The sequence below is a fragment of the Stenotrophomonas sp. YIM B13575 genome, assembly GCF_042787595.1.
Taxonomy (GTDB): domain Bacteria; phylum Pseudomonadota; class Gammaproteobacteria; order Xanthomonadales; family Xanthomonadaceae; genus Stenotrophomonas; species Stenotrophomonas lactitubi_B.
Genome location: NZ_JBHZOP010000174.1, coordinates 1 through 12,078, shown reverse-complemented (window position 1 = coordinate 12,078; position 12,078 = coordinate 1). Strand labels below are relative to the sequence as shown.

Sequence of the window (12,078 nt, the reverse complement as noted above, 5' to 3'; positions counted from 1 at the left end):
CCATGCCCGGCGGATGCACCGTGATGCGTGCATGCCGCGCCCATGCCACCCACCCGGTAGCGCCGGGCCATGCCCGGCGGATGCACCGTGATGCGTGCATGCCGCGCCCATGCCCGCCACCCGGTAGCGCCGGGCCATGCCCGGCGAATGCACCGTGATGCGTGCATGCCGCGCCCATGCCACCCGCCCGGTAGCGCCGGGCCATGCCCGGCGGATGCACCGTGATGCGTGCATGCCGCGCCCATGCCCGGCTTGCTATAGTTCGCCCGCCCTCAATCCATCACGGATTCGTTCTACATGCCCAACTTCCGTCCGCTTGCCATCGCCCTGGGCATCAGCCTGGCGACCCTGGTTCCGACCCACGATGCGTTCGCCGCCAAGAAGAAGGCCGCGCGCGCCCCGGCCGTCAGTGCGCAGTGCAGCGATTTCTACGACGCCACCAACGCGGGCTGGCTGAAGGCCAACCCGGTGCCGCAGATCGGTGCCGCCACCGCGTTGGGCCAGCTGGTCGACCGCAGCCGTCAGCAGCAGCGTGAACTGCTGGACGCCTCGATGAAGGCGCCGCAGGGCAACGTGCAGAAGCTGCTGGGCGACTTCTGGGCCAGCGGCCTGGACGAAGCTGCAGTGGAGGCCGATGGTTCCAACCCGATCGCGCCGTTGCTGACCCGCATCAACGCGATCAAGAAGGCCAAGGATATTCCCGCCTCGATCGCCGCGCTGCACCAGGTCGGCATCCCGGTGGCCTTCAACTTCGGTCCGGACGTGGACCTGAAGGCACTGGACCGCCACATCGGTTACTTCATGCAGGGCGGCATGGGCCTGCCTGACCCGGCCTTCTATACCCGCACCGACGCCGACACCGTCGCGCTGATGGGCCGCTACCGCAACTACGTCAAGCAGATCCTGGCACTGACCGGCACCCCGGCGGCCAAGCTGGACGCCGAGTCGCAGGCAGTGATCGCGCTGGAAACCGAACTGGCCCGCAACGCGCAGTCGCTGGCGGGCATCAACAACCCGTTCAACAACTACGCGCCGATCTCCACCAAGGACCTCAACAGCCGCTACCGCAACCTGCAGCTGGATGCGTTCCTGAAGGCACAGGGCGTCAACGATGACCTGGTCTCGCTGGCCGATCCGGCGCTGTTCAAGCAGCTCGACGGCATGGTCACCAAGCTCAAGCCGGACCAGTGGAAGGCCTACCTGCGCTGGCGCGTGGGCGACTCGATGGCGCCGTACCTGTCCAAGGCCTACCGCGATGCGGAGTTCGAATTCCGTGGCCGCGTGCTGCGTGGCGAGACCCTGCCGCCGCAGCGCTGGGAAAGCGTGCTGGACGCGATCAACGTGGCCGCTGGCCCGATGGTCGGCCGCGAATACGCCGCGCGTTACCTGTCTGCCGAAGACCGTCGCCAGGCGGCGTGGATCGTCGACAAGGTGCGCGAAGTGCAGATCGAGGCGGTCAAGAACAACAGCTGGATGAGCGCCGAGGCCAAGACCGAAGCGCAGGCCAAGCTGGCCGCGCTGAAGATCGAGATCGGCACCCCGCTGCGCGACCTGGATTACAGCGTGCAGCCGATGGGCCGTGGTTCGTTCGGCGGCAACATGCTGATCGCTTCGACCTGGCGTCACCGCGAGGAGATGAAGCGCATCGGCAAGGGCAACGCCGACCGCCGCTGGGACGTGCTGCCGCAGCAGCCGTCGCTGGCCTATGACCTGGCGCAGAACCGGCTGATCGTCACCGCCGCGATCCTGCAGGGCCCGGTGTTCAACGCCAAGGCCGATGCCGCCGACAAGTTCGGCAGCTTCGGTGGCCTGGTCGGCCACGAGCTGACCCGTGCGATCGACGCCAAGGGTGCGCTGGTCGATGCCAAGGGTGAACTGCGCAGCTGGTGGACCCCGGCCGACAAGACCGCCTGGACCCTGCTCGGCAGCCGTGTCGCCACGCAGTACGGCGGCTACGAGTTCCCCGGCGTGAAGGGAGCCAAGGTCAACGGCACGCTGACCCAGGAAGAGAACCTGGCCGATATCGCCGGTCTGGAACTGGCCTGGGCCGCGTATACCGCGCAGGAGCCGAAGGCCAAGCCGGCACAGCAGCAGGGCTTCTTCCGCGCCTGGGCCGCGCTGTGGCCGCAGCAGCTGTCGCCGAACGAGGCCGCACGCCGCCTGACCGCCGACATCCGTGCACCGGGCCGCTGGCGCACCAACGGCCCGTTGTCGAACCTGCCGGCGTTCGGCGCAAGCTTCAGCTGCAAGCCGGGCCAGCCGATGCAGCGTACCGACGCCGAGCAGATCAAGGTCTGGCGCTGAGGTTGACGCGATAGCCTTAACGGAAAGGGCGCCTTCGGGCGCCCTTTTCTGTTGAGTGCGCATTGGAAAAAGGCCCTGAAGGATCAGGGCCAAGCCAACCCATGCGGAGAGTGAGCCGCTATGCGCGCAGGTCAGAAATCGTACGAGGCGGTCAGGCGAACCGTACGCGGCGGCGTGAAGTGGGTTCCCATACCGTAGAGATTGGAAACCGTATCCGGACCTGTCTGGTACGTCGCCGTCGACTGCAGCTGACGGCGCTGGTTGAGTACGTTGAAGACGTTCAACCCCAGGCCAAGGCGGTTGTCGGCAAGCGCTGGCCGGTACAGCACACCCATGTCCAGCTGCGCCGTCCACGGCTGTCGGCCGGCATCGCCGGGTCGTGACGGTTCGCCGTTGCAGTAGTGGTACGCCGAGCCATAGCCATGCGCCGGATCGCTCTGGTCGCTTCCGTAGTAGCCCAGGCAGTTCTTGGGCATGCCGGATATCACGCGCACGGTCGCCGAGGCGGTCCACTCGTCATTGATCTGATACGCACCGAATGCCTTCAACTGGTGCCGGCGATCATTTGCGAGGTAGCCACCGGCATACTCCATCAGCGACACCGCATCCCAATCCTGGGTTTTGGAAACATCATCCTGACCGATATCGGACCTCACCTGCCCTTCGGTGTTGCCGAAGCTGCGCGACCAGGTGTAGTCAAGGCGCGCGTACCAGCGCTCGGACATCGGGTGTTCGATGAACAGATCAACCGCGACGTAGTCGCGCTTGGCCTTCTTGCCGTCGTAACCCCAATCGGACGCGCTCATACTGACCGGCGTATAGCCGGACCCATCGCGATGGCGCACCTGGAACGTATTGGTCTGCCCCGGGTTGAAGATCACGCAGCCGGGGAGCTCGTACGCGTCGGGATCCAGGCCCATGCCAGCGAGCCGGTCGGCGAAGCGCCCGGAATCACAGGTATCGTCGATGGCCGACTGCAGCCGGCGGAAGGTCAGTTTTGCGCCACTGTTCCAGGTAGTGCCCAGGGTCTTTTCGAAGCCCAGGATCAGCTCATCCTGGTACTGGGAACGCAGGTCCGTGGGCGCTACCGAAAGGGGATCCGGAGCTTGGCCGTACTCGTTGTTGGCTGATACCGGACCATCACCCAACGGCGTCAGGCCCGTTGGATTGCCGTCGGCGTCAATGCCGGTATAGGTGAAGTACTCACGGGTGTAGGTCGACGCGGACGCGCCACGGATCGCCACGCTGTTGGGCAATGCCAGGTAGTAGCGGCCAAGGTTGGCGAAGACCTTCAGCGATGCGTCACCGAACACATCCCAACTGGCGCCCAATCGCGGCGCCCACTGGTCGCCACTTTCCACATACGCAAGCCCATCGCTGTTGTAGTTGGTGAAACGATCATTGCGCAGGCCCAGTGTCAGCAGCCAATCGGGGGTCAGCTGCCAACGGTCTTCCAGGTAGTAGGCCTTCTGTTTCACCGACATGCTGGTGGTGGTGGAGAAGATGTACTTCTGCACGAAGTAACCCTCCCCGCCCGGCGGTGTGATGCCGAAGCCTGGGTTGGGCGACGCACCCGGATTGCCGCGGGAGTAGATCCAGGCATGACCTGGGCCGGTCATGGACTGACCTTCGTTGTTCGCCCAGTACGCCATGTTGTCGATGCCGGCGGTCAGTTCGTGGTTACCGATGCGGTACTGCAGATCCATGCGTAGGCCCTGTGTCCTGCTGCCCGCATCGGGGGCCTTGGTATACAGGTCGGCCTGGTCGTTGCGGACCGGCGTTCCACCAATCAGGGACGGATCCTGGTTCCCGGCACCACTGATGTAGGGGTTGCCCGAATCCAATGGATTGAATTCCAGGTTGCCGACGCGCGTGCGCCCCCACACTGCGCTCAAGGTCAGGTCGTCGTTGAGGTACCCGGTGTACTTGAAGATGTCGACATCGGTGCTGGCCTTGGTGGTATTGGGGAAGGTGCCGGTGCGCCCCCCTTCGGCCAACGACGGGTATTCGAACTCCGTGTAGTACCCGCCATAGCGATCATTGTCCTGGAAGCGGGTGTATTCCAGCGTGTTGCTGTCGTTGATGTTCCAGTCGATCTTGCCGTAGAACTTCGGTGTATCCACGCGGTAGTGGTTGCGGGCCTGCTGCGCGCTGGCTTCGCTGGCTGTGGAGATGCCTTCGCGCCGCTCGGACTCCGCCGCGAGATGGATGAACAATCGATCCTCGATCAACGGTCCGCTGACATAGCCGCTGTAGGTGGTTGTGGTCGCCTTGTCCCCGCGATGGTAACGGTACAACGTGCCCGGCCTGGACTCGTTCTCGTAGGCGTACCCCTCCGGCAGGGCCATGTCGGGGTAGTTGACCGATGCCGGCGACTCGGCAAGCTCCGCCGGTGCCCACGTCACCTGGGCACCGAACCGCCACCGGTTGGTGCCGCGTTTTCCCAGCTGGTTGATGACACCGCCGGTGGAGCGGCCATAGCCGGCGCCGTACCCGCCGGTGAAGGTCTCCTGCTGATCGATGGAACCATAGGGCAGGCTGATGCCGCCGAGGTTGCTCAGCGGGTTGGTGACATTGAAGCCGTTGAGGTAGTAGGCGTTCTCGGTAACGCTTGCGCCGCCGAACGACAGCACGGATCGCGAACCGTTGGAGAATTCACCGCTGCCGGCGACCACCCCCGGGGCCAACAGAGCGATGGCCTCGGCACTTCGGCCCATCGGCAGCACATCCAGTTGTTCGGACGTGATGACGGACTTGGAGACCGTGTGGGTCACATCGATCTTCGGCAGGTTTGCTGCAGTGACGTTGACCGCGTCCAGCGTGGTGGCCGGGTCATGTGCGGCGAAGCTCACTTCGGTACCACTGCCCACGCGCAGCTGGACGTTGTCCTGCTGCTGGATGACACGGCCGTCGCGCTGCACGCTGACGCTGTAGCGTCCCACCGGCAACGCGCCAAAGCTGTAGCGGCCCTGTGCATCGATGGCTGCCGTCCGCCGCAGACCGCTGTCGCTCTGGGCGACAACGGTAGCGCCTTCGCCACCGGCGGCGGTGCCGTACAACGTACCCGTCGTGCTCTGAGCAGCAACGGCACCAACGATGGAAAACAAGACTGCCGAAAGCGCACTGCGCTTCAGCGCACGACGTGTGGATGCAAATGCCATGAAGCTCTCTCTCCCGTGATGAAACTGACGGGGATTTATAGGCACGTGTGTTCCCTGCGAGGCAGTGCCGCAACGCGCGATGAATCCGCGGTAAAAGCGTCAGGCAGCGGACCTCGACATCGCCCTTGAGTCGGGCCAGACAGCTGGAAACAAGGGAGTTCCAGTCAATCAACGCAATCGCTCTGGCAACCTCCGCAACGGGACAACACAGGTCATATCCGTCACATCAACGTCGTCGAGATGTTGCGTTAAGCGTTCGATACGACAGCCCCGCATTCTGCTTGCGACACCTATGGTGTAGCTGGCGATGCACGCACACCCGTCACACCGCCTCCAGCGTTCCCCTGTAATGCACGATCCGCCCCACCACTGGCGCACCAATCTCCACGTCGAACACGAATCGCCCGTCCACTTCATGCTCGAAGCTGTTGTCCCCCGGCAGCAGCGCGCGCGGCAACGGCATGCCCAGGATCGACCAGCGTCGCGGCACCAGTTGCAGCCGCCCGTTCTCCACCAGCAGCGCCAACGCTACCGACACCACGCCGAAGCGCTCGACCAGCAGTGCCTCGTTGCGCCCCTGCCCCTGCGTCTGCAGCGAAGAGAAACGACGGCCGGCAAAGGTCCGCGTCCAGCGCTCACCACCCGCCTCCGGGGTGAACTCCACACTGACCGGCACACTCGCGCCCGCCGAAGGAAAACCGAACACCTTCCCCAGCAAGCGCGACAGCAGCCCGCGACCACGCTCGACCGACGCCGTGCCGCTCCAGCGCTTGGCTGCAGACGGTGCGTGCAACGCCTGTACGCTGGCCGACAGTTGCGCGTATGCGCTGCCAAGCACGCGCTGGTACAGGCTGGCACCCGGCATGTCCCGGCGGAAACCGGTGTGGATGGTGCGGCCTTCAAACAGCCGGTCGTAGTCGCTCAATTCCAGCGCATGTGTGGCCGCGCGCGCTCCGGGCGCCGGCCGATCACCGGCCAGTTGCTTGCGGATCACCGCCTCGATCGCCATCGACGGAATGTACGGGCCGTCATCGGCCTCGGCCAGCAGGTGCCAGCTCTGTTCGACACGCGCACCATCGCGGGTACCCACTGCACGTACGATCATGCCGCCGCGATGTTCACCGAACTTCATCAGGTTCAATACGGTGTAGAACAACCGCGAGCACGGCTCCAGCGACGGCAGTTTCAGATGCAGACGCGCCTTGGCCAGCAGGTTCAGCACGCGATGCAGGATTTCCGGTACCGGGCCAGCCCCCATCCAGATGTCGGTCATCGTCGGATGTTCGGGCGGCAGCACCTGCAGATCAGGCACATCCACCAACGAGAAATGCAGGTTGCGCAGCGGCAGCCGCCCCGGCACCGCGACGGTGAAGCGGCGACTCTCGGCCAGGCCGATGCCGTGCCCGTCGCGACCGTTGCGGCGCAGCTTCACCGGTGAACCGGCATAGCCGACCACCGCACGCATCACGTTCAGGCCGATGCCGGCATACGGCGATGGCGCGATGCCGCCTTCCACGCTGACGATGTCCATGTGCGTGGCCATCTCGCGCAGTACCGCCGCAGTCAACACCGGGAAGCTGCTGACGCCCGACAGCACGTAGATGCCGGCCGCCCTGGCCTGCGCGTCGTACTGCGAAACGCCGAATACGAAGTCCGCCGCGTCGGCGAAGTCCAGATAATCAATGCCGGCGGCGATGCAGGCTTCGATCGCGCCGTAGCGATGTTCGCCGTAGTCCTGGAAAGGACCGGAGGCATCCACCACCAGCTCCGGTCGCTCGGCCTGCAAAGCCGCAGCCAGCTGCTGCCGGTCGACCTGCAGTGGGCGCAGTGTCGATTGCCCCACATAGCTTGCACAGAAGGCCTGTGCCGCCGCCAGGTTGCGGCCACCGATCAGCAGTTCCAGCATCGGCAGGTCCGCCAGCAAGCGGACCAGACGCCCCCCGAACACCCCATATCCACCCAGAATCAGGATCTTCACGCATCATCCCTGTCGTGTCGTCTGGCCATGGTAGCGCGGCGCCGCCCGCTCCCGCAGTGCAGCACGATCCGGCATTAACACCACGCGTGCTATCGCTGCGCCTTCGTCCACTGCGGAGCCCCGCCATGGCTCACAAGAACACGATCTGCGTCTGGTACGACAACGGTGCGCTCGAGGCCGCCACGTTCTACGCAAAGACCTTTCCCGACAGTGAAGTAACCGCCGTGCATCACGCGCCAGGCGACTTCCCCGATGGCAAGCAGGGTGACGTCCTCACCGTCGAGTTCACGGTCTGCGGTGTCCCCTGTGTCGGGCTCAATGGCGGCCCGACCTTCAAGCACAGCGAAGCGTTCTCGTTCCAGATTTCCACCGAGGACCAGGCCGAGACCGATCGCCTGTGGAATGCGATCGTCGGCAACGGTGGCCAGGAAAGCCAATGCGGCTGGTGCAAGGACCGCTGGGGCATCTCCTGGCAGATCAGCCCACGCATGCTGATCGAAGCGGTGACCAGCAAGGACAAGGCCCTGGCCAAGCGCGCCTTCAACGCGATGATGCCGATGAAGAAGATCGACATCGCCACCATCGAAGCGGCGATCCGCAACGCATGACGACGTGGGACACGATCATCGTTGGCGGCGGCCACAACGGGCTGGTGTGTGCGGCGTACCTGGCGCGTGCGGGACAACGCGTGCTGGTGCTGGAGCGCCGCGGTGTACTCGGCGGCGCGGCGGTCACCGAAGAGTTCCATCCCGGCTTCCGCAACTCGGTGGCCTCGTACACGGTATCGCTGCTGCAGCCGAAGGTGATCGAGGAGCTGCAGCTGCATGCGCACGGGCTGCGCATCGTCGCGCGGCCGGCCAACAACTTCCTGCCATTGCCCGATGGTCGCTACCTGCTGTCTGCACCGGGCCGCACCCAGGCGGAAGTGGCGAAATTCTCCGAGCGCGATGCGCAGGCGCTGCCCGCCTATGAAGCGCGCCTGGAAGTATTTGCCGACGTGCTGCGCGACTGGGCGCTGCGTCCGCCGCCCGACCTCGGGGTGACGGCCGGCTGGCGCGCGCTGCCCGCGCTGTGGCAGATGGGCCGGCTCGGGCGCGAGCTGGCCGCGCTTGATCCCGCATTGCGCCAGGAACTGCTGGATCTGTTCACGCTGTCGGCCGCCGAATACCTGGACCGCTGGTTCGAGAGCGAGCCGATCAAGGCCCTGTTCGGGTTCGATGGCATTGTCGGCAACTACGCCAGCCCCTACACGCCGGGCAGCGCGTACGTGCTGCTGCATCACGTGTTCGGCCAGTGTAACGGGGTCAAGGGCGCCTGGGGCCACGCCATCGGTGGCATGGGTGCGATCAGCCAGGCCATCGCCGCATCCGCGCGTGCGGCCGGTGCCGAGCTGCGCGTGGATGCCGGCGTGCAGCGCCTGTTGGTTGAAGACGGACGCGTGGTCGGCGTCGCGCTGTCCGGCGGCGAGAGCCTGCGCGCACGTGCGGTGGTGGCCAACGTCAATCCGAAGCTGCTGTACGAACAACTGCTTCAGCCCGCCCAGGTTCCCGCCACCACCCGCGAACGCATGGCGAACTGGCGCTGCGGCTCGGGCACGTTCCGGATGAACGTGGCGCTGTCGCGGCTACCGGATTTCCGCGCCCTGCCCGGCCCCGGCGACCACCTCAGTGCCGGCATCATCATGGCGCCCAGCCTGGATTACATGGACCGTGCCTGGCTGGATGCACGCCGCGATGGCTGGTCGCGCGAGCCGATCGTGGAGATGCTGATTCCGAGCACGCTGGACGATTCGCTGGCGCCGCCCGGGCAGCATGTGGCCAGCCTGTTCTGCCAGCACGTGGCGCCGGAGCTGCCCGCTGGCCGGCACTGGGATGATCACCGGGATACCGTCGCCGACCTGATGATCGCCACCGTCGATCACTTCGCTCCGGGCTTCGCCGACAGCGTGCTCGGTCGGCAGGCGCTTTCACCGTTGGATCTGGAGCGGACGTTCGGGCTGATCGGCGGCGACATCTTCCACGGTGCACTCAGCGCCAACCAACTGTTCTCGGCACGACCAATGGTCGGCCAGGCCGGCTATCGCGGCGCCCTGCCCGGCCTGTACCTGTGTGGCGCGGGCACGCATCCGGGCGGCGGGGTGACCGGTGCGCCGGGACACAATGCCGCGCAGGTGGTGCTGCAGGATCTGTAGATCCACGCCATGCGTGGATGTCGGTATGCCCCGCCGCCTGCATGACCTGCTGTTGGCATCTACCGGCGTCAACGCGTGCCAACCAAGGTTGGCACCTACCCGCGTCAAATGATCCGCAGGATCATTTGACGCTGCGCAGATGGTTCGGGCGCTTCGGCGGGCCGGGGGGACGACGCTTGTTGAACGGCGGTTGGCCGCGCCAGTAGCGGATCAGCAGCCAGCCGAACAGCATGCCGCCGAGGTGTGCGAAATGGGCAACGCCCGGCTGCCAGCCAGTCATGCCCAGCACCAGCTCGCCCACGCCGAACAGGATCACGAACGTACGCGCCTTCATCGGAATCGGCGGGAACAGCAGCATCACCCGCTGGTTGGGGAACAGCATGCCGTAGGCCAGCAGCAGGCCGAACACACCACCGGAAGCACCCAGCACCGTGGCCGGGTTCTCCAGCATCGTGCCGACCAGCAACTGGCACAGACCGGCACCGACCACGCACACCAGGTAATAGATCAGGAAGCGCTTCTCGCCCCAGGTCTGTTCCAGCGGCGCGCCGAACATGAAGACGGCCAGCATGTTGAAGAACAGATGGAAGAAGCTGCCATGCAGGAAGCCGTAGGTCAGCAGCTGCCAGGGCTGGAAGTTGCCGCCCGGCGAGAACGCATCGAAGCCCTGCTGCAGCGGCTGCAGCATGAACGGCTCGAAGGTCTGCATGCCGAGCAGGAACGGCTGCTGCAGCAGGAACAGGATCGCGTTGGCGATCAACAGGGCCTTGGTGACGGTTGGCAGTCGCGGGAACATGGGGACACCGGCATGGAACGGCCTCCATCATAGCCGCAGCACCGGCCCTTTTTGACCAGAGCGGACGGTCGCCCGTTCAGTCGCAGGCAGCGATCAGCCCGGCCCCCATACGGCCGCATCCAGCGCCGCCGCCGGGTCGACCGCGGGCATCCGCACCCGGCCGTTTTCCACGACGACACCCTCGGCACGCAGCCGCTGCGACTGTTCGCGCCAACCGGCGGAACCTTCGGCCATGGCGATGCGCCCATCCGAACGCAGCACCCGGTGCCAGGGCAACGCGGGATCCTCATTCTGGCCAAGGATGCGCGCGGTCAGCCGGGCACGTCCGGGCAGGCCGGCGCGCATCGCGACCTGCCCGTAGCCCATCACCTGCCCTGGCGGGATTGCATGGATCACCGCCAGGATGCGCGCACGCGCCTGCTCCGGCGTCAGCGGCGCAGCCGCGTCACCAGCAGTACGCCGAGCAGGACCAGCACGGTGCCGGCGATCTGCGCCGGCCCCATCGGTTCGTCGAGCAGCCATAGGCTCATCACGATGGTGGAAACCGGGCCCAGCATACCCACCTGCGCGGCCAGCGACGAGCCGACGCGCTGCACCGCCAGCATGATCGCCAGCACCGGCAGCACGGTGCAGACCGTCGCATTGATCAGCGACAGCCACTGCACCGCAGCGGGTGCCTGCCACAGCAGCGGCAGCGGGTGGGTAATGGTGAAATGCAGCAGCACCAGCACACTGGCCACGCAACTGGCGTAGGCGGTCAGGCGCACCGCGCCGATACGGGCGACCACCTGGCCACTGCCGAACAGGTAGAGCGCATAGCTGAGCGCACTGCCCAGCACCAGCAGGCTGCCGAGAATGATCTGCCCACCTTCGCGCTGCAGGTCATGGCCGAACGCGATAAGCACACCGAGATAACTGAGCACCAGCGCGCCGACCTGCCATCGACCCGGCCGCTGCCGCGCCAGCAGCACGTTGATCAGCAGCACCAGGGTCGGGTTCAAGTACAGGATCAACCGTTCCAGGGTCACGCTGATGTACTGCAGGCCCTGGAAATCCAGCAGGCTGGACAGGTAGTACCCGGTGAAGCCGAGCCACAGCACGCGCGCCCGGTCAGCCCAGGACAATCGCTCCGCACGGCGCGAAGCCCACACCGCCATCAGCGCGAAAAGGGGCAGCGCCATCAGCATGCGCAGCGCCAGCAGCGTGGTCGCGTCCACGCCATGGCGCAGCCCCAGCTTGACGATGATGGCCTTGCCCGATGCGGCAACGGCGCCGATCGCAGCCAGGCCGATGCCGCCCAGGGCGATACGCGGGGACGTGGTGGCAATGCGGGGGGAAGAGGTAGACATCAGGAAGAAAACGGGCCGAACGGGCGGCTGCAAGGAGCCGGATTGCTTTCAATTGTCTCATGGCACTTCCGGGCGAACGACTCGATTTCCGTTCATGCCCACTGCGATTCCCGATCCACGCATGGCGTGGATCTACGTGTCGACCAAGGTCGACACCTACCAAGAGCAGGCCATGCTATTCCGACAGCTCGCAGGAATCTGTCGAAGGCGGGGTGGGTCCGGTTGCGGGGGCGTGAGCCGCATGGATGCGGCGACCGAGCTTACAAGGACGTACTTGCAGCGCCCCCCGCAACCGGACC

Annotated in this window: 8 protein-coding genes; 3 read left to right on the top strand and 5 right to left on the bottom strand. The window is 65.7% G+C overall.

What is annotated here, in order from left to right:
* The first annotated feature begins 297 nt into the window (after nucleotides 1–297).
* On the top strand, nucleotides 298–2,304 hold the full coding sequence (locus ACFX4F_RS20175; RefSeq protein ID WP_099819017.1) for a M13 family metallopeptidase: 2,007 nt from the start codon (nucleotides 298–300) through the stop codon (nucleotides 2,302–2,304).
* A gap of 131 nt (nucleotides 2,305–2,435) precedes the next feature.
* On the opposite strand, the gene ACFX4F_RS20170 is transcribed toward ACFX4F_RS20175, so the two are convergent.
* Together ACFX4F_RS20170 and ACFX4F_RS20165 are read right to left on the bottom strand one after the other, a co-directional pair.
* Nucleotides 2,436–5,465 carry a TonB-dependent receptor domain-containing protein gene (locus ACFX4F_RS20170; protein ID WP_380658104.1) on the bottom strand — a complete coding sequence of 1,010 codons (3,030 nt, stop codon included), beginning with the start codon at nucleotides 5,463–5,465 and terminating at the stop codon, nucleotides 2,436–2,438.
* Nucleotides 5,466–5,787: 322 nt separating this feature from the next.
* Nucleotides 5,788–7,443, bottom strand: coding sequence for an SDR family oxidoreductase (locus tag ACFX4F_RS20165; RefSeq protein WP_099819015.1), 1,656 nt, complete (start codon nucleotides 7,441–7,443; stop codon nucleotides 5,788–5,790).
* Between the two features lie 125 nt (nucleotides 7,444–7,568).
* On the opposite strand from ACFX4F_RS20165, the gene ACFX4F_RS20160 reads away from it, so the two are divergent.
* Both ACFX4F_RS20160 and ACFX4F_RS20155 read left to right on the top strand, forming a co-directional pair.
* Nucleotides 7,569–8,051, top strand: a complete 483-nt coding sequence (locus tag ACFX4F_RS20160; protein ID WP_099819014.1) for a VOC family protein — start codon at nucleotides 7,569–7,571, stop codon at nucleotides 8,049–8,051.
* Nucleotides 8,048–9,634, top strand: coding sequence for a phytoene desaturase family protein (locus ACFX4F_RS20155; protein WP_380658102.1), 1,587 nt, complete (start codon nucleotides 8,048–8,050; stop codon nucleotides 9,632–9,634). The genes ACFX4F_RS20160 and ACFX4F_RS20155 overlap by 4 nt, the downstream gene beginning before the upstream one ends.
* A 121-nt stretch (nucleotides 9,635–9,755) precedes the next feature.
* Here the strand turns inward: ACFX4F_RS20155 and ACFX4F_RS20150 are convergent, their stop codons facing one another.
* The 3 genes from ACFX4F_RS20150 to ACFX4F_RS20140 all read right to left on the bottom strand — a co-directional run bounded on the left by ACFX4F_RS20150 (nucleotide 9,756) and on the right by ACFX4F_RS20140 (nucleotide 11,779).
* Nucleotides 9,756–10,430, bottom strand: a complete 675-nt coding sequence (locus ACFX4F_RS20150) for a rhomboid family intramembrane serine protease (RefSeq protein WP_380658099.1) — start codon at nucleotides 10,428–10,430, stop codon at nucleotides 9,756–9,758.
* A gap of 93 nt (nucleotides 10,431–10,523) precedes the next feature.
* Entirely contained in the window at nucleotides 10,524–10,952 is a 429-nt protein-coding gene (locus tag ACFX4F_RS20145; RefSeq protein WP_380658097.1) for an MGMT family protein, read from the bottom strand.
* The gene (locus tag ACFX4F_RS20140; RefSeq protein ID WP_380658095.1) at nucleotides 10,859–11,779 is read right to left on the bottom strand and encodes a DMT family transporter; all 921 of its coding nucleotides are present in this window, start codon (nucleotides 11,777–11,779) and stop codon (nucleotides 10,859–10,861) included. The genes ACFX4F_RS20145 and ACFX4F_RS20140 overlap by 94 nt, the downstream gene beginning before the upstream one ends.
* Nucleotides 11,780–12,078: the final 299 nt, after the last annotated feature.

Bases quoted from the DNA above. Each gene is read 5' to 3' on its own strand.
- ACFX4F_RS20170 (WP_380658104.1), bottom strand. From the start codon at position 5,465: ATGGCATTTGCATCCACACGTCGTGCGCTGAAGCGCAGTGCGCTTTCG.
- ACFX4F_RS20175 (WP_099819017.1), top strand. From the start codon at position 298: ATGCCCAACTTCCGTCCGCTTGCCATCGCCCTGGGCATCAGCCTGGCG.
- ACFX4F_RS20150 (WP_380658099.1), bottom strand. From the start codon at position 10,430: ATGTTCCCGCGACTGCCAACCGTCACCAAGGCCCTGTTGATCGCCAAC.
- ACFX4F_RS20160 (WP_099819014.1), top strand. From the start codon at position 7,569: ATGGCTCACAAGAACACGATCTGCGTCTGGTACGACAACGGTGCGCTC.
- ACFX4F_RS20145 (WP_380658097.1), bottom strand. From the start codon at position 10,952: ATGGCTGCTCGACGAACCGATGGGGCCGGCGCAGATCGCCGGCACCGT.
- ACFX4F_RS20140 (WP_380658095.1), bottom strand. From the start codon at position 11,779: ATGTCTACCTCTTCCCCCCGCATTGCCACCACGTCCCCGCGTATCGCC.
- ACFX4F_RS20155 (WP_380658102.1), top strand. From the start codon at position 8,048: ATGACGACGTGGGACACGATCATCGTTGGCGGCGGCCACAACGGGCTG.